At 65.2% G+C, this 20,136-nt stretch carries 21 protein-coding genes; 10 read left to right on the top strand and 11 right to left on the bottom strand.

The window, feature by feature from the left end; all coding sequences use genetic code 11:
• Window position 1: 1 nt before the first annotated feature.
• On the top strand, window positions 2-1,441 hold the full coding sequence (locus E3T41_RS13700; protein ID WP_241991181.1) for an AI-2E family transporter: 1,440 nt from the start codon (window positions 2-4) through the stop codon (window positions 1,439-1,441).
• A gap of 3 nt (window positions 1,442-1,444) precedes the next feature.
• Window positions 1,445-2,680 carry a threonine ammonia-lyase gene (gene ilvA / locus E3T41_RS13695; protein ID WP_134479081.1) on the top strand — a complete coding sequence of 412 codons (1,236 nt, stop codon included), beginning with the start codon at window positions 1,445-1,447 and terminating at the stop codon, window positions 2,678-2,680.
• Between the two features lie 298 nt (window positions 2,681-2,978).
• Here ilvA and greA read toward each other — a convergent pair whose 3' ends face one another.
• Window positions 2,979-3,470 carry a transcription elongation factor GreA gene (greA, locus tag E3T41_RS13690; RefSeq protein WP_092450387.1) on the bottom strand — a complete coding sequence of 164 codons (492 nt, stop codon included), beginning with the start codon at window positions 3,468-3,470 and terminating at the stop codon, window positions 2,979-2,981.
• Between the two features lie 98 nt (window positions 3,471-3,568).
• Window positions 3,569-4,054 (bottom strand): DUF4307 domain-containing protein, encoded by a 486-nt coding sequence (locus tag E3T41_RS13685; protein WP_166791564.1) that lies wholly within the window; start codon window positions 4,052-4,054, stop codon window positions 3,569-3,571.
• Window positions 4,055-4,136: 82 nt separating this feature from the next.
• On the opposite strand from E3T41_RS13685, the gene mca reads away from it, so the two are divergent.
• Both mca and E3T41_RS13675 read left to right on the top strand, forming a co-directional pair.
• A complete protein-coding gene (gene mca / locus E3T41_RS13680; protein WP_233195109.1) occupies window positions 4,137-5,003 on the top strand; it encodes a mycothiol conjugate amidase Mca in 867 nt (288 codons plus the stop codon).
• Complete coding sequence (locus tag E3T41_RS13675) at window positions 5,000-5,257, top strand: hypothetical protein (RefSeq protein WP_092450383.1); 258 nt, start codon at window positions 5,000-5,002, stop codon at window positions 5,255-5,257. Before mca ends, E3T41_RS13675 begins: the two co-directional genes overlap by 4 nt.
• A 4-nt stretch (window positions 5,258-5,261) precedes the next feature.
• Here the strand turns inward: E3T41_RS13675 and E3T41_RS13670 are convergent, their stop codons facing one another.
• Window positions 5,262-5,963: a hemolysin III family protein gene (locus E3T41_RS13670; RefSeq protein WP_092450381.1), complete on the bottom strand. Its 702-nt coding sequence runs from the start codon at window positions 5,961-5,963 to the stop codon at window positions 5,262-5,264.
• Between the two features lie 68 nt (window positions 5,964-6,031).
• On the opposite strand from E3T41_RS13670, the gene E3T41_RS13665 reads away from it, so the two are divergent.
• The 4 genes from E3T41_RS13665 to E3T41_RS19080 all read left to right on the top strand — a co-directional run bounded on the left by E3T41_RS13665 (window position 6,032) and on the right by E3T41_RS19080 (window position 10,174).
• Window positions 6,032-6,817, top strand: a complete 786-nt coding sequence (locus E3T41_RS13665; protein WP_134479078.1) for an isoprenyl transferase — start codon at window positions 6,032-6,034, stop codon at window positions 6,815-6,817.
• A gap of 36 nt (window positions 6,818-6,853) precedes the next feature.
• Window positions 6,854-7,975, top strand: coding sequence for an aminotransferase class V-fold PLP-dependent enzyme (locus tag E3T41_RS13660; RefSeq protein WP_134479076.1), 1,122 nt, complete (start codon window positions 6,854-6,856; stop codon window positions 7,973-7,975).
• Window positions 7,976-8,192: 217 nt separating this feature from the next.
• The gene (locus E3T41_RS13655; RefSeq protein ID WP_134479074.1) at window positions 8,193-9,542 is read left to right on the top strand and encodes a PhoH family protein; all 1,350 of its coding nucleotides are present in this window, start codon (window positions 8,193-8,195) and stop codon (window positions 9,540-9,542) included.
• A 185-nt stretch (window positions 9,543-9,727) separates the two neighbouring features.
• Window positions 9,728-10,174, top strand: a complete 447-nt coding sequence (locus E3T41_RS19080) for a GNAT family N-acetyltransferase (RefSeq protein WP_370257709.1) — start codon at window positions 9,728-9,730, stop codon at window positions 10,172-10,174.
• A gap of 188 nt (window positions 10,175-10,362) precedes the next feature.
• Here E3T41_RS19080 and E3T41_RS13645 read toward each other — a convergent pair whose 3' ends face one another.
• From E3T41_RS13645 to xseA, 5 genes are all read right to left on the bottom strand, one after another.
• On the bottom strand, window positions 10,363-11,778 hold the full coding sequence (locus E3T41_RS13645; RefSeq protein WP_134479072.1) for an aspartate ammonia-lyase: 1,416 nt from the start codon (window positions 11,776-11,778) through the stop codon (window positions 10,363-10,365).
• A gap of 63 nt (window positions 11,779-11,841) precedes the next feature.
• Window positions 11,842-12,492 carry a carbonic anhydrase gene (locus E3T41_RS13640; protein WP_092450369.1) on the bottom strand — a complete coding sequence of 217 codons (651 nt, stop codon included), beginning with the start codon at window positions 12,490-12,492 and terminating at the stop codon, window positions 11,842-11,844.
• Entirely contained in the window at window positions 12,489-13,142 is a 654-nt protein-coding gene (locus E3T41_RS13635) for a DUF4245 domain-containing protein (RefSeq protein ID WP_158251596.1), read from the bottom strand. Before E3T41_RS13635 ends, E3T41_RS13640 begins: the two co-directional genes overlap by 4 nt.
• Window positions 13,139-13,390, bottom strand: coding sequence for an exodeoxyribonuclease VII small subunit (locus E3T41_RS13630; protein WP_092450460.1), 252 nt, complete (start codon window positions 13,388-13,390; stop codon window positions 13,139-13,141). Before E3T41_RS13630 ends, E3T41_RS13635 begins: the two co-directional genes overlap by 4 nt.
• Before the next feature lie 5 nt (window positions 13,391-13,395).
• The gene (gene xseA / locus E3T41_RS13625; RefSeq protein ID WP_134479070.1) at window positions 13,396-14,613 is read right to left on the bottom strand and encodes an exodeoxyribonuclease VII large subunit; all 1,218 of its coding nucleotides are present in this window, start codon (window positions 14,611-14,613) and stop codon (window positions 13,396-13,398) included.
• Between the two features lie 132 nt (window positions 14,614-14,745).
• Between xseA and E3T41_RS13620 the strand changes: the two genes are divergently transcribed.
• Window positions 14,746-15,786 carry a 4-hydroxy-3-methylbut-2-enyl diphosphate reductase gene (locus E3T41_RS13620; RefSeq protein WP_134479126.1) on the top strand — a complete coding sequence of 347 codons (1,041 nt, stop codon included), beginning with the start codon at window positions 14,746-14,748 and terminating at the stop codon, window positions 15,784-15,786.
• A gap of 28 nt (window positions 15,787-15,814) precedes the next feature.
• Here E3T41_RS13620 and E3T41_RS13615 read toward each other — a convergent pair whose 3' ends face one another.
• Window positions 15,815-16,411, bottom strand: coding sequence for a DUF6264 family protein (locus tag E3T41_RS13615; protein WP_134479068.1), 597 nt, complete (start codon window positions 16,409-16,411; stop codon window positions 15,815-15,817).
• Window positions 16,412-16,432: 21 nt separating this feature from the next.
• A complete protein-coding gene (fbaA, locus tag E3T41_RS13610) occupies window positions 16,433-17,458 on the bottom strand; it encodes a class II fructose-bisphosphate aldolase (RefSeq protein ID WP_134479066.1) in 1,026 nt (341 codons plus the stop codon).
• A 207-nt stretch (window positions 17,459-17,665) separates the two neighbouring features.
• Between fbaA and glpX the strand changes: the two genes are divergently transcribed.
• Complete coding sequence (gene glpX / locus E3T41_RS13605; RefSeq protein WP_092450458.1) at window positions 17,666-18,598, top strand: class II fructose-bisphosphatase; 933 nt, start codon at window positions 17,666-17,668, stop codon at window positions 18,596-18,598.
• Window positions 18,599-18,741: 143 nt separating this feature from the next.
• Here glpX and rmuC read toward each other — a convergent pair whose 3' ends face one another.
• Window positions 18,742-20,133 (bottom strand): DNA recombination protein RmuC, encoded by a 1,392-nt coding sequence (gene rmuC, locus E3T41_RS13600; RefSeq protein ID WP_134479064.1) that lies wholly within the window; start codon window positions 20,131-20,133, stop codon window positions 18,742-18,744.
• Window positions 20,134-20,136 lie beyond the last annotated feature (3 nt).

The following is a 20,136-nucleotide window of genomic DNA, read 5'->3' as shown; positions in this document are numbered from 1 at the left end:
AGTGAGCGAATCCACGGGCAATCCAGGTGCACGCGCGCTGCTACGGTTGCGTCGCAGGCGTTCGGCAGAGCGCGCGCGGGAGCGCGCGCGGGAGCGCGCGCGGGAGAGCGCTGATCTCGCCGGATCCGAGCTCGTTGTCACGCCGATCGAGGTCGTGACCTCTACCCCCGCTGTCAACGGTGTCGACGAGAATCTGCCGGCCGGCATCCGTTTGGCTGGGGCCTGGTCCTGGCGTCTGATTGTGATCGCCGCCGCTATCGCCATTCTGGTCTTCCTGGTTATTCAGTTGCGGTTGATTGTCATTCCGCTGCTCGTGGCCGTGCTGGTTTCCGCGCTCCTGGTTCCGTTTGTGGCATTCCTGGTGCGGCATCACTGGCCTAAGGGCGTCGCTGTGGCGCTGGCGATGGTGGGCACGCTGGTGCTCGTTGCCGGTCTGGTCACCCTCGCGTCGACGCAGATCGCCGAGGGCACCGTTGGGCTGAGCGAACGGCTCACCCGATCACTCGACTCGTTCAAGGCGTTCCTGGCCGGCTCACCGCTGCAGGTTTCCGAGACTGATATCAACACGTACGTGCAGCAAGGGTGGGAGGCTCTCCAGGAGGATAGTGCGGTATTCATCAGTGGTGCTCTGTCGGTCGGGAGTACCCTGGGGCACCTGCTGACCGGCCTGCTGCTGGCTCTGTTCAGCCTGCTCTTCATCCTCATCGACGGCAAAGCCATCTGGGGCTGGATCGTGCGAATTTTCCCGAGACGGGCCCGCGCGGCCGTCGACGGTGCGGGAATCGCAGGCTGGACCACCCTGGGCAACTTCGCCAAGGTGCAAATTCTGGTCGCTTCGATCGACGCGGTCGGCATTGGAGTGGGCGCGGCCCTGCTCGGGGTGCCGATGGCCATCCCGATTGGAATTCTGGTCTTCCTCGGCTCATTCATCCCCATCGTCGGCGCGGTCGCGACCGGATCGGTGGCGATTGTGATCGCGCTCATCTTCAACAACTGGGCCATCGCCCTGGCCATGCTCGGCGTCGTCCTGCTCGTGCAGCAGGTCGAGGGACACGTTCTGCAGCCGCTCATTATGGGAACCGCGGTGAAGGTGCATCCGCTTGCCGTCGTGCTCGTGGTGGCTGCCGGTGCCTTACTCGCCGGAATTCCAGGCGCTCTGTTCGCCGTTCCGGTGGCCGCGGTTTTGAACGCGATGACCAGTTACGTTGCTGGGGGTACCTGGCGGTCGAGCCCACCGACGGTGCCGACGGTGCCGACGACCGGATCGGTGCTCTGGCAGACCGTGCCGCAAAGCCGACCGGGATATCGCCCGTCTGGCGCACCGGCGCGCACAGCACGGCTGCGCCCGGGGACCCTCCTCACGTTGCGGGGGGCATCCGCGCGCGTCACCCCTACAGATTCGAGCGCACCCGGCGCCCCGCACGATAGTTCGGAGAACTAGAACATGCCAGAGACCACCCTCGTCGGACCGACCCTCGCCGAATTCGAGGCCGCTCGCGCGGTCGTCGCCCGGGTTGCGGATGTGACTCCGATGGAGAGCTCGCGCTACCTTGCCGATGTGTTGGGCGCGCCGGTCTACCTCAAGTGTGAAAATCTGCAGCGCACCGGCTCTTACAAGATTCGCGGTGCCTACAACCGACTGTCGAAACTGACCGAGGCGGAGAAAGCCCGTGGCGTCGTGGCGGCCTCGGCCGGAAACCACGCCCAGGGCGTGGCCTTCGCCGCGCGCGAGCTCGGCATCAAGGCGACCATCTTCATGCCCGTCGGAGTCGCGCTGCCGAAGCTGTCAGCGACGCGGGACTACGGAGCAGAGGTCATTCTGCGCGGAACGACCGTGAGCGAACCGCTGCTCGCCGCAGCCGAATACGCCCGGGAGACCGGCGCGATCCTGATCCCGCCGTTCGACCATGCCGATGTGGTCACCGGGCAGGGCACGCTCGGACTCGAAATTCTCGATCAGGTTCCCGACCTGGAGACAGTCATTGTTCCCATCGGCGGTGGCGGACTCATCTCCGGAGTGGCCAGCGCGCTCAAGCAGCGTGCCGCCCGGGAGGGGCGACACATCCGAGTGATTGGGGTGCAGGCGGAGAACGCGGCCGCGTATCCGCCCTCCCTCGCCGCCGGCGAAGCAGTGACGATCAACATGCTCCCAACCATCGCCGATGGCATCGCGGTGGCCAGGCCCGGGTTGCTTAATCTCGAGATCGTTCGGGACGCCGTCGACGAGATCGTCACAGTCACCGAAGACGACACCGCCCGCGCGCTCCTGGTGCTGCTGGAACGCGCCAAGCTCGTGGTTGAACCGGCCGGGGCAGTGGCGGTCGCCGCCCTCCTGGCCGGCAAGATCACCCCTACCGGGCCGACCGTCGCCATCCTCTCGGGCGGAAACATCGACCCGCTGCTGATGCAACGCGTGATCAGCCACGGCCTCGCCGCGTCGGGACGGTACCTGACGCTGCGCATCATGCTGCCCGACCGTCCAGGTCAGCTGGCTCGAATCTCCGAGCTGCTCGCGGAGGCGACGGCCAACGTGATCGAGGTGCTGCACACCCGGCACGGCGTCGGCCTGCAGATCAGCGAAGTCGAACTCGACGTCAGCGTTGAAACTCGCGGGCCCGAACACCGCCAGCACGTCGTCGACACGTTGCGCGCCGCCGGCTACGACCCCCAGATCGACTAGCCCGGTCGACTAGGCAGACAGACCTACAGACAGACAGACAGACAGGCCGGGCGGCAGCTGCTGCCGCCAGCGCTGTCGACCGTCGGCTGCTAGTTGATTGCTGCTGGCTGAGCAGCGTTGTAAGCGGGCCGCCTCATGCGTTGTGCATTGACCGCGCGAGGTGCCACTTCTGGCCCCTTGGCGAGCTCTCAAGGGGCTAAAGATGGCACCTCGCGTGCAGGGGAAGGCCAAGTGCAGCGAGTGGACAACCTGAGCCCCAATATCGGCGCGAATCGGCAGCCGAGCCTCGGCGGGGGAGTCAGGCGCCGGTGAACGTCTCCACGTTCGAGATCTGCACGGTGATCTCCTTGCCAGTGGGCGTGGTGTAGCTGGTCTTGGCGCCGACCTTGAGGCCGATGATCGCCGCGCCGAGCGGACTCTGCTCGCTGTACACGTCCAGGTCGCTGTTGGCGGCGATCTCGCGGCTGCCGATCAGAAAGCGGCTTTCGTCGCCGGCGATGGTGGCCGTGATGACGGTGCCCGGCATGACGGTGCCGTTGCTCTCTGGGGCGTGGCCGACCTCGGCGGTGCGCAGCAACAGGGTGAGCGTGCGAATGCGCGCCTCCATCTTGCCCTGCTCTTCTTTCGCCGCGTGGTAGCCCGAGTTCTCCTTGAGGTCACCCTCTTCTCGCGCGGACTCGATCTTCTTCGCGATGTCGCCCCGGCCAAAGTTGCTCAGTGTCGCCAGTTCCGCGGCGAGGCGGTCGTGGGCCTCCTGAGTTAGCCAGGTGACCGTTGTGTCGGTAATCACGAGTGATCTCCTTCAATACGCTCAAGCGCAGAAAGGCCGGTTGAGGGCCGCGCAGATATAGTCGTCGCCCGGGCGATTGCCGAGGCGAATACGTCAGTTTAGGTCAGCCAGCACTGGTAAATCAAACCCGTGTTGCTCAGATCGGTGGTGCGCAGAACCTCGGTGAACGACCGGTTGTACAGGCTGGAGGGCGGTAGATCGATGATCTTCCAGCCGACGACCGAATAGCTCTCGTTGAGAGCCTGAACCGCGCAACTCGCCGTGCGGTTCACCGGTAGCGCTACCTCGAAGGTGACGCTCACGCTGTGCTCATCAATGATGGTGTGCCCGATATCGCGCGCTTCTATCTGAGTGGATGCCCCGTCCAGGCCGGTCCACAGAACCCACGCTCCCAGCACCAACACGAAAACGCCACCGAGCCCCCACAGGATGCGGCGGTCGCGAACCCGGCGGGCCGGGGTGCGCCCGTAGCGCGATTGGATCGCGGCGCTCTCGGGTGCAGGTACCGCGGCGACGTCAGATTCGTCGAGGCGCTCGGGCTGGCGGCTCGACTGAACTCCGGTGGGCGTGCTGTTGAGGGGCACTGGCGATTTCACACTTCCGATGGAGCGATTAGGCTGGTATCTAGGTTATCTGGCCTAAGGTTATCTGGCATTCCTGAGGAGTATGGTGACGCTGCGATTGATGGCTGTGCACGCCCATCCCGACGACGAATCGAGCAAGGGCGCGGCAACGTATGCCTACTACCGCAGCCTCGGCGTTGAGGTGATGATCGTGAGCTGCACCGGCGGCGAACGCGGCAGCATCCTGAACCCGTCCCTGACCGGCCATGCCATGGCCGAGCGTGACCTGCCCGGGCTGCGCCGCCTGGAGATGCAGGGTGCCCAGGAGGCGCTGAACGTGCAGCATCGCTGGCTCGGCTACGAGGATTCCGGTATGGATGAGGGCCAGGAGGCGCCACCGAACAGCTTTGCGGCCATTCCGCTCGACTACTCGGCTGAGCCGCTGGTGAATTTGATTCGGGAGTTCCGTCCGCAGGTGCTGATCACCTACGACGAAAACGGCGGCTACCCGCACCCGGATCACATCCGCTGCCACGAGGTCTCGATGGAGGCCTATCGTGCCGCCGCCGACCCGAGTCGCTACCCGCACACCGGGCAGCCGTGGCAGATCGACAAGGTGTACTACGACCGCATCTTCAACCTTGAACGCATCGATGCCATGTACCTCGCGCTGAGCGTGGCTGAGCCGGACTCTCCGCTGCTGGAGCCACTCGGCGCAGCCCGCGAGCGCATGGAGAATTACCCCAAGCTGGCCACCACGCACGTTCCCGCCGGTGATTTTCTTGAAGCTCGAGATGCCGCCCTACGCTCGCACGCGAGCCAGGTCACACCCGACAGCAGCTTCTTCTTCTGGCCCAACGATCTTGTCCGCGAGGCCTGGCCCTACGAAGACTTCCAACTCGTCGAATCGAAAGTAGACACCGCAATGCCCGAATCCGATCTGTTCGCCGGAATCCAGGACGACGCATGACCTCGCTGCTGAGCGTCGTGCTCGCCGCAACTCCCGACCCCGACTTCGACCCCAACACCGTCACCCCGGGCGTCGTCGGTTTTCTGGTCTTTTTCTTGATCGCGTTGGCAACCCTGCTGCTCTGCCTGGATGTGGTGCGTCGCATCCGTCGTACGACCTATCGCGCCGAGATCAAGGCACGCCTCGATGCCGAGGTCGCCGCCCGCGATGCCGACCCAAGCGCACCGACCACGCCGAGCGACAAGCCCGAATAAACCGTTACGGGTAGAGCGGATGCGTGGCGATCAGTAATATCGCCGCGAAATGACACAGAAACGCCACGACCGTCAAGGTGTGGAAGATCTCGTGAAAGCCGAACACACCGGGAACCGGGTTGGGCTTCTTCAGCCCGTAGACGACCGCGCCGACCGTGTAGCAGAGCCCGCCGACGAGGATGAGCGTCATCATGGCCGCGTTGGCCTGGAAGAAATCCACGATGAACAGCAGCGCGCCATAGCCGAGCACCAGGTAGAGCGGCACGTACAGCCAGCGCGGGGCGTGAATCCAAAACACTCGAAAGAGGATGCCCAGCCCGGCTCCGCCCCAGACCAGCCAGAGCAGCAGAGTCGCCTTTTCCGGCGGCAGCGCGAGCACCGTGATGGGCGTGTACGACCCGGCGATGAGCAGAAAAATATTCGCGTGGTCGATGCGCTTGAGAATGATGCGGGTGCGCGGCTGCCAGTTGAAGCGGTGGTACAGCGCTGAATTGCCAAAGAGCAGCATCGAACTGAGCACGAACACAGCCGAGCTGATCTTCGCCGCCGACCCCTCAGCGAGCACGAGCAGCACGATGCCGGCAGCGATCGTCACCGGAAATGTGCCAGCGTGAATCCAGCCGCGCCAGGTCGGTTTGACGTCTTCAGGGTGGGCGTCAGCCGCCTCGATCAGCGGCAGATTGGGGATATCGTGCTCGGTGGCCATGCTGCAAGGATACGGCAGGGCGTGGCCCGAGTGCCGCGAACGCCCGGGGAGTGGACTAGCGTAACTGTGTGCAGAAACCCCAGGTACCCTCGCCGCGTGGCATCCTCTATGGGCTGTATCAGCGCCGGCTGAGGCGTGGGCTCACTCCGGCACACATGCCTCACCACGTTGCCATGATCATCGACGGCAACCGGCGTTGGGCCCGGCAATTGGGGTTTCAAACCGCCGCGCACGGCCATCGAGCTGGCGCCGCCAAAATGCGCGAGTTTCTGGAATGGTGCGACGACCTCGGCATTTCGGTCGTCACCCTGTACCTGCTCTCCTCCGACAACCTCACCCAGCGCCCGAGCGATGAACTCGCCGATCTGATCGAAATCATCGCCGATCTCGCTGAGGAGCTCTCGCACTACCGCAACTGGCGGGTGCAACAGGTGGGGTCCAAGGTCGGCCTGCCCGAGCCGCTGGTCGCGGCTCTCGATGCAGCGGATGCCCGCACCAGCGGCCATAAGGGACTGCACGTCAACCTCGCGGTCGGCTACGGCGGCCGCACCGAGATCACCGACGCCATGCGCAGCATCGTCGCCACCCACCACGCGCACGGCGGCACCCTGGAAGACCTCGCAGAGACCCTCACGCCCGAACTCATCGGTCAGCATCTGTACACCGGCGGTCAGCCCGACCCCGACCTCGTCATCCGTACCTCGGGCGAGCAGCGGCTGAGCGACTTCATGCTCTGGCAGAGCGCGCACAGCGAGTTCTACTTCGTTGAAGCGCTGGGGCCCGACCTACGGCAGATCGACTTTCTGCGGGCTTTGCGCGACTTTTCCCGCCGGCAGCGGCGCTTCGGGGGGTAGCCACCCTGTGTTTGACAACCGATTGGAATTGCGCGCATGAATTCACTGCTCAGCTTCACCGACGGTTTTCGTGAGGAACCCGGCTACCTCGACTTCGGTCGGGTCGGCCCGCTCTCCGAGGCCGTGGTGGCTGAGACCCTCGGCCAAACCGAGGTATTGTCCCGCGCCCGCCACGGCAGCCTCGACCATCTGGTCGACCAGGATCTGCGTGCTCGCACCGCAGCGTCAGAGCTCACCGGCTTTGCCGCGGATCAGATCGTGCTGCAGCCCAACACGAGCTCCGGACTCATGCAGGCCATGTTTGGTCTCACCGGATCTGTGCTGCTCTCGGCCGGTGACTTTCCGAGCGTTCCGTTCGCCGCAGTGCGCGCCGCCGAAGCCCTGCACGTGGTGACTCCGCTCTGGTTGGAGACGGATCACGGCCGCGTCACCCCCGGACAGATCCGCGACCAGCTGGCCCCGGCCGTCGCTGCCGTCGCCGTCTGCCTGGTCGATTCGCGCACCGGGTATCGCACCGACCTCGAGGGCATCCGCCAGGTCATCGGCGATCGCCTGCTCATCGTCGACGCGATTCAGGGCTTCGGCGTCGTCGATGCCGCCTATGAGGCAGCGGATGTCGTCGCTTCCGGTGGTCAGACATGGACGCGGGCCGGCTGGGGCACCGGGTTTCTCGCCCTCAGCGAACGGGCACTCGAGCGCCTGGTGCCCGTGATTTCCGGTTACGTCGGTACCGACACGGACGATCCCTGGGACGAGGTCACCCCGCCCAGTCACGCTGCCCGAGCCTTTCGGGTGACCAATGGGGACGCCATCGCGCAGGCGCGGTTCGCTGCTGCGCTCGAGCAGAGTTTCGACGTCGGTGTCGACGTGATCCAGAAGGCGATGAACGAGAATGTGTCGGAGATCATCGAGCTGGTCGATGAGTTCGTCGTCGATATCGTGTCGCCGCGGGATGTCGTCTCACGGGCCGGCATCGTGGTCCTGGAGCCGCCAGCCGAACTTCTGACCACCCTGGTAGCCAGCCTGCACAACCACGGAATCACCGCAACCACCCGCGGCCGGACCGTGCGACTGTGTGTGCACGCGGCCCTCGACCCCGACACGGTAACCATGCTGAGGGGTGCGCTCACGGCGTACGCACTCTCAGCAAACTACTAGGAGTCGGCGCCGGCGTATCCGTCGTCCGCCTCAACGTCAGGTGAACGACAAATTTCGGTGGGCGTGTCGGGTTTCTTTTTTCTCCCGTAGGTCGTAGCGTCGCTTTCATCAGGTACGGCACCTGATCGAGACGGCCATATAAGTACGGCTCGAGAATTGCTTGATGGCCAGCTCGCCAAAGTGATCCGCGTCCTCGTGACGCAGGGTGGGAGTGGCCATGACCGCATATCGAACCGATCGCAAGGCGACTGACCGGGTGGAGACATCCGCTTCGCAAACCGAGCGCACCTACGTGCTGGATACCTCGGTGCTTCTGTCCGATCCGAAGGCGATTTTCCGGTTTGCCGAGCACGCCGTGGTGTTGCCCGTGGTGGTGATCAGCGAACTGGAGTCCAAGCGAAACGACCCGGAGATCGGCTATTTCGCCCGGCAGGCGCTGCGCAACCTCGACGAGTTGCGGCTCAAGCATGAGCGCCTGGATTTTCCAATTCCGGTCGGCGAGGGCGGCAGCCTGCGGGTGGAGTTGAACCATTCCAACATGTCGGTGCTGCCGTCTGGCCTGCAGCTGGGTGACAACGACTCGCGCATTCTGGCTGTGGCGCTCAACCTCGCCAATGAAGGAATGACCGTGACGGTCGTCTCCAAGGACCTGCCGCTGCGCGTGAAGGCCGCGTCGCTCGGCCTCGCCGCCGACGAGTACCGGCACGAACTCGCCGTTGATTCCGGGTGGACCGGCATGGACGAGATCACCCTCAGCGCCGAGCAGATGAGCGTGCTCTACGACAAGGAAACGCTCGATTCGCGCACGGTGCAGGACATGCCGATCAACACCGGGCTGGTCATCCACTCCGATCGGGGCTCTGCCCTCGGCCGGGTGACCAGCCGAGGCACGCTCAAGCTGGTGCGCGGCGACCGGGACGTCTTTGGGCTGCACGGACGGTCGGCGGAGCAGCGACTCGCCATTGACCTGCTGCTCGACCCGGAGATCGGCATTCTGTCGCTGGGAGGTCGAGCCGGAACGGGGAAGTCGGCGCTCGCCCTCTGCGCGGGTCTGGAAGCAGTACTGGAGCGTCAGCAGTACCGCAAGATCATGGTCTTCCGGCCGCTGTATGCGGTCGGCGGCCAGGACCTCGGCTTTCTGCCGGGGGACCAGGGCGAGAAAATGGGGCCCTGGGCGCAAGCAGTATTCGACACCCTCGGCGCGATCGTGTCGGAGAACGTGGTCGAGGAGGTGATCGAGCGCGGCATCCTCGAGGTACTCCCGCTCACTCACATTCGCGGCCGGTCCCTGCACGACGCCTTCGTGATCGTCGACGAAGCGCAGTCCCTCGAACGCAACGTGCTGCTGACCGTGCTGAGCCGCATCGGTCAGAACTCGCGCGTTGTGCTCACCCACGACGTCGCCCAGCGCGACAATTTGCGGGTCGGCCGCTTCGACGGCGTGGCCAGCGTGATTGAAACGCTGAAGGGGCATCCGCTGTTCGCGCACATGACCCTGACCCGGTCGGAGCGCAGCGCGATCGCGGCGCTCGTGACCGAGATGCTGGAGGGCAACGAGGTGATGTAGTTTCGGCGGGGGAGTGGATGTCTGTGGTCGCTGGTCACCGTTGGCGATAGCCCACGCGGCAGGTCGTTTGATTTGCGGCTCATGTGGGAGCATTCTTTGATGCCTGCTACTACTCGACTCATTTCCGCCGATGATGCGGAGCGCCTTGCCGTCCTCCAGCGAACTGGTCGGATCTTCTTCGCTCCGTGGGAACCAGTGCGCCAGGATCCCTACTTCACGGTCGCAGGTCAGCAGGCAGAGGTCGAAAATGTTCTTGCTCGGCACAGCCGAGGCGAGGCTCTGCCACACGTGATTCTCGACGAGGACGCCCAGGTCGTGGGTCGGATCACGTTCAGCGGGATCACCTATGGGGCATTTCAGTCGTGCACCATGGGTTACTGGGTTACTGGGTCGCTGAAGAGAACAACGGACGCGGCTACGCCACTGACGCAGTTCGAGCAATGACCACGCGGGCATTCGAAGAGTTGGGGCTGCACAGGGTACAAGCCGAGACGCTGATTCCGAACGTGCGCTCCCAACGGGTGCTTCAACGTGTGGGTTTCGTGCGTTATGGATTGGCGCCCGCATACCTCAAAATAGCGGGCCGGTGGCAAGACCATCTCATGTATCAGCTGTTGGCCGATCCCCGCTGAACGTGAACTCCGCCCTGATCCCGAGGCGTCCCGCAGGGGATTCCCGTATCGGGACGACAGCGACGATCGTTCTATTGGTGGCGGTGAAGAAAGTGAGTCGCGATGCCCGCGGCGTGAGCGGTTAACGACAGCGAGTGTTGCCGATAACGCCTGGGACGGATCGGCAACACTCGCTGTCGGTGGTGCTGCTACTTCTTCTGCGGAGGACGCGTCATGCTCAGCACGTCGAGCGCGGTGTCGAGCTCGGCGAGCGTGAGGTCACCGCGCTCGACGTGGCCGAGCGCGATGACAGACTCACGCACGGTGAGTCCGTCGGCTACAGCCTTCTTGGCCACCTTGGCGGCGGCTTCGTAGCCGATGACGCGGTTGAGCGGGGTGACGATCGACGGCGACTTCTCGGCCAGGGCGCGAGCATGCTCGAGGTTGGCGACGAGGCCGTCGACGGTCTTGTCGGCGAGCACCCGGGTGGCGTTGGCGAGCAGGCGGATCGACTCGAGCAGCGCGGTTCCCATCACTGGGATGCCGACGTTGAGCTCGAACGAGCCGGAGGCACCGGACCAGGCGATCGTGGCATCGTTGCCGATGACACGCGAGCAGACCATGAGCACGGCCTCGGGGATAACCGGGTTGACCTTACCGGGCATGATCGACGAGCCGGGCTGCAGATCGGGGATGTTGATCTCGCCGAAGCCCGTGTTTGGGCCTGATCCCATCCAGCGCAGGTCGTTGCAGATCTTGGTGAGCGAAACGGCGATGGTGCGGAGCGCCCCGGAGGCGTCGACGAGGCCGTCGCGGTTGGCCTGGGCTTCGAAGTGGTCGCGCGCCTCGGTGATCGGTAGTTCGGTTTCCCGCACCAGCAACTCGATGACCAGCTGCGGAAAGCCGTAGGGCGTGTTGATGCCGGTACCGACCGCGGTGCCGCCGAGCGGAACCTCGGCGATGCGGGGCAGGGCGGTGCGGATGCGCTCGATGCCGAGACGCATCTGGCGGGCGTAGCCGCCGAATTCCTGGCCGAGGGTAACCGGCGTGGCATCCATAAGGTGGGTGCGGCCGGCCTTGACGGCTTCTTTCCACAGTTCGGCCTTGGCCTCGAAGGAGACGGCCAGGTGGTCGAGCGAGGGGATGAGCTCGTCGATCAGGGCGCTCGTGACGGCGATGTGCACCGAGGTTGGAAACACGTCGTTGGAGGACTGGCTCGCGTTGACGTGGTCATTCGGGTGCACCGAACGGCCGAGCGCGCGGGTCGCCAAGGTCGCGATGACCTCGTTCATGTTCATGTTCGAGGAGGTGCCGCTGCCGGTCTGATAAACATCGATCGGAAACTCGGTGTCGAACTGCCCGGTGATGACCTCGTCGGCGGCCGAGGCGATCGCGTCGGCGATGTCCGCATCGAGCACGCCGAGCTGAGCGTTGGCGAGAGCCGCCGACTTCTTGATGCGGGCGAGAGCCGCGATCTGCGCGGACTCAAGTGTGGAGCCGGAGATCGGAAAATTCTCGACCGCGCGCTGAGTTTGGGCACCGTAGAGAGCGTCCGTCGGAACGCGGACCTCACCCATCGTGTCGTGTTCGATCCGGTAGCCGGTTTGTGCGGAGGTGTCCACCACTGTGTGCGTTCCCTTTCGGTGCTGTATGAGAGTCGTGCTGTGCGCAACGGGTGCGCCGGTGAGCTAAATATCGCCCACCACGATGTTGGGGTCGGCATGCCCTTCGAAAAGAACGTAGTTCGCACCGACGATAGCCAATGTACCGGCTGCGATGGCCGCGCTGATCACCTCGGACTGTTCGAGCAGTTCGGTGACCGTGTCCTTGAGGTGTTCCCGGCCGACCTGGCCGGCGTCGACCCGGGCGGGGTCCAGCTGAGTGGATGCCGCCTGCCCGCTGACCCGACGCACGGCCGGCACGATCTTCTCGATAATGCGCGCGATATGCACGGGCAAAGCCGGGGCATCCGCTGTCTGAGAATCGATCGCAGCACGTACCGCTCCGCACTCGTCGTGGCCGAGCACGAGAATGAGCGGAACGCGCAGCACGGCGACCGCGTATTCCAGCGAACCGAGCACGGACGACGAGATGACCTGGCCGGCGTTGCGCACGACGAAGAGGTCGCCGAGCCCCTGGTCGAAGATGATCTCGGCGGCGAGCCGGGAGTCGCTGCAGCCAAACAGTGCAGCGTGCGGTGTCTGCGCTCCGACGAGTTCGGCCCGCCGGTCAACGTCCTCGCGGTGCCGGGGGGTGCCGGCAACAAAGCGCGCATTGCCCTCGCATAGTTCGTTCCAGGCCTGCGCCGGAGAAGGGACGGCCGTCGATGACCGGTTCATTCCGCTCCATTTTGTGCGATGTTGGCGGCCAGCGCGGTGGCGAGGGTCTCGAAGTCGTCGGTGGGCGCCGTTCCGATCAGCAGATAGGTGCTCGGGCCGGCTGTTGTCACGAGCGCATAGTCGAAATTTCCCCGGTCAGCGGCCGGTGCGCTGTTGCGATAGACGTCCCAGGTGACGCCAGAGATGCTGACCGTGTCGACGACGGGGGAGCCGGGCAGCTTCTGGGCCAGCCAGGTGGGGTTGGCGTCGAAGGCCTGGTTGAAGCCGATGAACTGGTTTTCGGGCGTGATCAGGCCGATGTACCAGGACGGAACCTGGTCGTTCGCTCCGGCTCGCCACTCGGCGTCGTTGGCGCTCCAGCCGTCTGGCAGCTCCGGGCTGGCCAGGGTGTGGTCGACGACCGGAGCCAGCTGGGCGGCGATGCTTGGATAGTCGGCGTCGCGGGTGATCGGATTGTCGTTGCGCGGCACCAGCAACACGAGCACGAGCACGGCTCCCACCGTCACCAGCAGCGACAGCACGAGGTTGTTCACGGTCTTGTGCGACCGGTACTTGCGCGAATTCTCGGCGAGGCGATCGGCGGTCTCCTGCGGAGTCTCCGGTCGGCCGAGCTCGGCGACGACGCGCGGCGGCTTGGGGGCGCGGCTCATCTGGTGGGTGTGGCGTCTTCGGAAGGTGTGGTGGCGGCCAGGCGGGCCGCGTCGAGGCGGGCCTTGGCACCGATCAGCCATTCCTCGCAGCGACGGGCCAGAGCTTCGCCGCGTTCCCACAGCGCGAGCGACTGCTCCAGGGTGCTCGACCCCTGTTCGAGTTCGTTGACGACGCGAATGAGCTCGTCGCGGGCCTGTTCGTAGCTGAGTTCACTGATGGTGGGGGCAGGCGAGGTCATGGCATCCATTCTAATTATTTCGGCGCGGCGGCGTTTGTGGTGACGGGCACGGTGCCATTAGCCAGGGTGAGCAGCAGCGCGGTGCCCTCGGGGGCATCCTCGGCTCGGCGCAGCACGTGGCCGCCCGGCAGCTGGGCGATCGCATAGCCGCGATCCAGGGTGCCCTGCGGCGAGAGCGCGCGCAGCTGTGAGCGCAGGTCGACGACGACGCTGCCGGCGCGCTCCAGAACGCGCCCCGTCAACTCAGCGCCGCGGGCGACGAAGCGGGTGAGGTCTTCGCTGCGGGAATCGATGATCCAGCGCGGGTCGACGAGCGCCGGGCGGCTGCGCAGCTGAGAGATTCGGTCGATCTCCGACGAGAGGATGCCGGTGAGCCGGCTGCTGAGGCGTGCCCGGGCCTGCTGTACCCGGTTCAGTTCGTCGCTGACGTCGGGAACGACGCGCTTGGCGGCATCCGTTGGTGTGGACGCTCGCAGGTCGGCCACCTCGTCGAGCAGCGGCCGGTCGGCCTCATGCCCGATCGCGCTGACCAGCGGCGTCACGCAGGCGGCGGCGGCGCGCACGAGACTCTCGTCGCTGAAGGTGAGCAGGTTTTGAAAGTCACCGCCGCCGCGGGCGACGATGATGACATCGACCTCCGGGTCGGCGTCGAGGCGTTGGATGGCGCTTGTTACCTCGCCGACGGCACGGTCTCCCTGCACGGCGGCGTGCGCAACCCGAAAGTTCACGGCCGGCCAGCGCAATTGCGCGTTGCGAATGACGTCCTTCTCGGCGTCGGAGTCCTTGCCGGTCACGAGGCCGATGCAGTGCGGCAGAAACGGCAGACGCTTCTTGTGGGAGGCATCGAACAGCCCCTCGCTCGCGAGCTGCTTGCGCAGCCGTTCGAGCCGTTCCAGCAGGTCGCCGAGCCCGACGTGACGCATTTCGAAGGCCTGCATGGTGAGCGTGCCGCCCTTGACCCAGAAGTTGGGTTTGACCAGTGCGACGACGCGGTCGCCGGCCTTGAAGTCAGCGGTCAGTTTGGCCCGCACCGAGGACCAGATTGTGAAACTCACGGTGGCGTCTTCGGTGAGGTCTTTGAGCTTGCCGTAGACGTTGCCGCCGCTGGCACCCCACTGGGTGATTTCCCCCTCGACCCAGACCATGCCGAGGCGCTCGATGTAGCCGCGAATCTTGCCTGAGAGCAGGGCGACCGGCCACGGCGTTTCGACTGTGGCGGGGGCATCCGTCATGCGGCTGTCCTTGGCGTTGCGCTGGCGTGGGGCACAGGCTGGTCCTCCCAGAGTTCTTCGGTCGTGCGTGCGTAGACTGAGGCGGTGAATACAGCGCAAACGAAGAGCACTCCGCCCGTTATCGGCTTGGGCATGCCACGCATTCCAAGCGCCCGCAACAGGCTCAAGGATACCCCGGTGGTCGGACACAAGCGGGTGCTGCTCGCCGCCCCCCGCGGCTACTGCGCCGGAGTCGACCGTGCGGTCATCGCCGTCGAGAAGGCGCTTACGCACTACGGCGCCCCGGTGTACGTGCGCAAGCAGATCGTGCACAACATTCACGTGGTCTCCGAACTCGAAAATCTCGGTGCCATCTTTGTTGACGAGGTCGACGAGGTTCCACGCGGCGCGCACATCGTGTTCAGCGCCCACGGCGTCTCTCCGGCCGTCGTCAACGCCGCCGCCGCGCGCGGCCTGCAGGCCATCGACGCCACCTGCCCGCTTGTGACCAAGGTGCACCGCGAGGCCGTGCGCTTCGCCCGTGACGACTTTCAGATTCTGCTGATCGGCCACGAAGGCCACGAAGAGGTCGAGGGCACCGCCGGTGAGGCGCCAGAGCACACAACGCTCGTCGGCAGCCCGGATGCCGCCGACACGGTCATCGTGCGCGATCCCGACAAGGTGGTCTGGCTGTCGCAGACCACGCTGAGCGTCGACGAGACCATGGAAACCGTGCGCCGGCTGCGGGCACGGTTTCCGAACCTGCAGGATCCTCCGAGCGACGACATTTGCTACGCCACTCAGAACCGTCAGGTCGCCATCAAGAAGGTCGCCCGCGACTCCGACCTGGTGATCGTGGTCGGCTCAGCCAATTCGTCCAACTCCGTGCGCCTCGTCGAGGTGGCGCTGGAATACGGCGCGAAGGCCGCCTACCGCGTGGACTTCGCGAGCGAGGTCAAACAGGAGTGGCTGGACAACGCGACGACCGTGGGGGTGACGAGCGGGGCATCCGTTCCCGAAGAACTGGTCGAAGAGCTGCTCGAGGCCCTCGCTGATGCCGGCTATGCCGACGTTCAGCAGGTCAAGACCGCCGAAGAAGACCTGGTCTTCTCGCTTCCCAAGGAGCTGCGCACCAACGTCTCCGGCGAAACGGATGCCCGTGCCTTCGGCGGTCGCGCCGCACCCGCCGAGTAGACGGCCGGGGCGGTTCAGCCGCTGAAAGCTACTGGCGGCTGAGGAACTCGATCAGGGTCGGGTCATTGAGCATGGCGGCGAGCATGAAGGCGAACATCGTCACGGTCGACACTGCGCCGGCAATCAGCGACACGTAGAACGCACGGCGGCGCCGCAGCAGCAGACGCACCGACACCGCGGCAGCGGCGAGCCAGATAAACACCACCGTAATGGCCCCGACCGAGGTCAACGGGCCAATGCTGGCACCCGAAGTGTAGGTGCCCAGGCCCTGCTGCGTGTAGATGAGCTGCATGGCATCGGGGAGTGCGCCGAGCGAAAACGCGCCGTAAAGGGTGGCCAAAAGACCGACGGTCAGTAGCCCGATAGTGAGCGGCCGGTCCCAGCGGGGCACGGTGCGCGAGGAAGGCTGGAACGGCTGCCCCGTCTGGAACGGGGGTGCCGGAACGGCGGGCGGCTGCGCGGTCGGGTGCACGCTTGCTCCCGCCCCAACGGTGGGGGCGGGAGCGTCAACCCGGTCCTGGTCCTGCGGAGGTTGCCAGGTCCAGCCCTCAGGGGCGAGTTCGCCGTACTGGGGGCGGGGACGAGGGGCTGGTGCAGGGGGACCGGAGTCCAGGTTCTCTGTCATGGTCTAACTGCTGTCAGTGCTCTAACTGTTTGAGTGCCCGGCGGAGCCGAGCTGGCGGGTGGCATCGACGACGCGAGCGGCCATGGCCGACTCGGCTACCTTGCCCCAGGCGCGCGGGTCGTAAATCTTCTTGTTGCCGACCTCGCCGTCGACCTTGATCACGCTGTCGTAGTTCTTGAGCATGTAGTCGGCGATCGAGCGGGTGAAGGCGTACTGGGTGTCGGTGTCGATGTTCATCTTGACGACGCCGTTGGCGACGGCTTCGGCGATTTCGGCATCCGTTGAGCCCGAGCCGCCGTGAAAGACGAGGTCCAGCGGCAGAGCAGCGAGCCCGAACTTGGCCGAGAGGCCGGTCTGGATCTCCTGGAGCAATTCCGGGCGCAGCTTGACGTTGCCGGGCTTGTAGACGCCGTGCACGTTGCCGAAGGTCAGCGCGGCCATATAGCGGCCCTGCTCGCCCAGGCCGAGAGCCTCGACCATTTTGATCGCGTCGTCGAGCGTCGTGTACAGGTTCTCGTTGACGTCGGCCTGAACGCCGTCCTCTTCGCCGCCGACAGCGCCGATCTCAACTTCGAGAATGGCGTTGATGGCGCGGGTGCGCTTGAGAATGTCGGTGGCGATCTCAAGGTTCGCGTCGAGGGCAATGGCCGAACCATCCCACATGTGCGACTGGAAGATGGGGTGCCCACCGTCGGCCACCGCCGACTCCGAGGCTTGGATCAGCGGAATGACGAAGTCGTCGAGTGCACCCTTGGGGCAGTGGTCAGTGTGCAGCGCCACCGTGATGGGGTAGTTGTCCGCGACCGCGTGCGCGAAACGTGCGAAGGCGAGAGCGCCGGAGGCCCGGTTCTTTACGGTGTGGCCGGCAAAGTAGTCGGCGCCTCCCGTGGTGACCTGGATGATGCCGTCAGATCCGGCCTCGGTGAGGCCCTGAAGTACGGCGTTGATGCTCTGCGACGAAGACACGTTGAATGCCGGGTAAGCGAACCCGCCCGTCTTCGCTTTGTCGAGCATTTCGGCGTACTGGTCCGGGGTTGCGATGGGCATTGCGTCTCCTCGAAAGTGTGCGGGGGTGTGAACCGAGTCTAGCCACGCCCGACCCCGGTGTTCGGTCGCGATAAGGTGACTCGGGCGGACACTCCGCGCGACCCGCCGCGCATCCGTCGTAATCGAAGTCGAACTTACGTCCGGGAGGACCTTTTGAACAGCACTGAGACCGCCACCCTGTTTCAACACCCCGACCGTAACCTCGCCATGGAGCTCGTGCGCGCCACCGAGGCCGCCGCCATCCGCGCCGTGCCGTTCATCGGCCGCGGCGACAAGAACGCCGCCGACAAGGCCGCCGTCGACGCCATGCGCGCCTTCCTTGGCACCGTCAATTTCGATGGCCTCATCGTCATCGGCGAGGGCGAAAAAGACGAAGCCCCCATGCTCTTCAACGGTGAGCACGTCGGCAACGGCCGTGGCCCCGCCTGCGACATCGCCGTGGACCCGATCGACGGAACCAGCCTCACCGCCGCCGGCCGTCAGAACGCCGTCTCCGTCATCGCCGTGTCTGACCGCGGCACCATGCTCGACGCTTCGTCGATCTTCTACATGGACAAAATCGTTACCGGTGGCGCCGGTCGTGGCGTGGTCAGCCTCGACCAGTCCATCGGCGACAACCTTCGCGACCTTGCCCAGGCACTGAAGAAGCCGGTCGGTGAACTGACGGTGGCCGTGCTTGACCGTCCGCGCCATGCTGGCCTGATTGATGCCATCCGCACGGCCGGTGCCGGCACGCGCCTCATGCTCGACGGCGATGTGGCCGGCGGCATCAATGCCGCTCGCTACGAGACTCGCATTGACATGTGCGTCGGTATCGGCGGAAGCCCGGAAGGTATCACGACGGCCTGCGCACTCAAGGCCCTCGACGGCTACATGCAGGGGCGCCTCGCCCCGAAGGACGACGCCGAACGCGCCCGTGGCGTCGCGGCCGGGCTCGACATCGACAAGCTGCTTGAGATCGACGACATGGTCAGTGGCGACAACACGTTCTTCGTGGCGACCGGTGTGACCGATGGCGGACTCGTCGACGGCGTGCGCCGTAAGGGGCCGATGATCCGCACCGAGAGCATCGTGCTGCGGTCCCGTTCGGGCACGGCTCGTCGCGTCATCGCGGAGCACCTCGCGGCGAAGTGGCTGTAGTCGCTTCGCACTAGGTCTTCACACAATTGCACGTCTCGGGTCTGTCCATTCAGGCTCGGGGCGTGCTTCTTTTTGTGCCGTCTGCAGGTAATTACCCGCACAGGTCGGATTCGCAAAGCGTCTTATTCTTGATCGTCAAATTCTTAGAGGCAAGCTTTGATGGCGCTGTGCTGAGCCTCGTTCAGTTCGGCACCGTCCAGGTCAACGGGAAGATCCAGCGTGTCGAGTTCTTCGGCCGGCGTCTCCAACTCGGGCGCGGTTAGTTTGCGCGGTGAATCATGAATGATGGCTGGTTCGGTGAGCAGCCCGATCTTGGTCTGGTCGATCCCCGGAAACTGCCGCGCGGTCACGAGCACCCGGGATTCGAGCGAGTTGGCGAACTTGTTGTAGCTGTCCACCGTGCGTTCGAGCGCCTTGCGCAGTGACTCCGCGTGGCCGGACAGCGCACCGAGCCGCTGATAGAGGGCGTTGCCGAGGTCGAACAGTTTCTGGGCCTCGTCGGTGACCGCTTGCTGCTGCCAGGTGAACGCCACGGTCTTGAGCACGGCCCACAGGTTCACCGGTGACGCCAGGGCGACTCGTTTGCTGAACGAGTAGTCGAGGATCGACGGATCGGCTTCGAGTGCTGCCGACAGCAGGGATTCGCTCGGGATGAAGGCAATCACGAACTCCGGGCTGGCATCGAAACCTTCCCAGTAGGTCTTCTTGGCCAGAGCGTCGATGTGGGCCCGTACGGCCTTTACGTGCTTGTCGATCAGCAGCTTACGGCGGGCGCCCTCGTCACCGGTGGCCGTGAACGGAATGGTGCTCGCCTCGATGTAGTGCTCAAGCGGAACCTTGGCATCGATGGCGATCGACTTGTTCCCGGGCAGGCGAACGACCATGTCCGGTCGGCCGAGCCCGGCATCCGTCGTGATATTGGTCTGCGTGTTGAAATCGACATACTGGGCTAGTCCGGCCGCTTCGACCACGCGTCGCAGCTGCGTCTCGCCCCAGACACCGCGGGTGCTGTTGGAGCGCAGGGCACTCGCGAGCGATTCGGTGGTCACCCGCAGCTGCTGGTCGGACATCTGCGCCTGCTTGAGCTGCTCCGACAGTGATCCATATTGTTCGCTGCGTTGCGTTTCGAGCTCGGTGACCTTCTCCTGCATGGTGCGCAGGGTCTCGCGCACCGGGCTGAGGGCTTCGAGCACGAGGTGCTCGCGTTTCTCCCGCTCGGACTGCAACTGCTGGTCAGACCGCGCCCGTTCCGCAGCCTCACGCGTCGACGCCCGGTCGTGGTCGATCTGCGAACTGAGCCCGTCAACGGTCGCGAGGGCGGCAGACAGCTCGCTCTGCAGCGCCGCGCGCACGGTCGCCTCGCTGGCTCGCACCTCGGCGAGGGCGACCTGTTGGCGGGCCTGGAGAACGTCGGGGTCGACCGAGCCCTCAGTCTCGCTGTTGCTGCGGCGACGTTGCACCAACACCAGGGTCAGCAGGGCGCCCAACGCGGCGCCGATGACGAGACCGACGATCAAACTCAGCAGTGGTTCCATGCT

Origin of the sequence: Cryobacterium sp. Hh38 (assembly GCF_004403235.1) — a bacterium.
Lineage (GTDB): Bacteria > Actinomycetota > Actinomycetes > Actinomycetales > Microbacteriaceae > Cryobacterium > Cryobacterium levicorallinum.
This window is presented reverse-complemented; position numbering and strand designations above follow the sequence as displayed.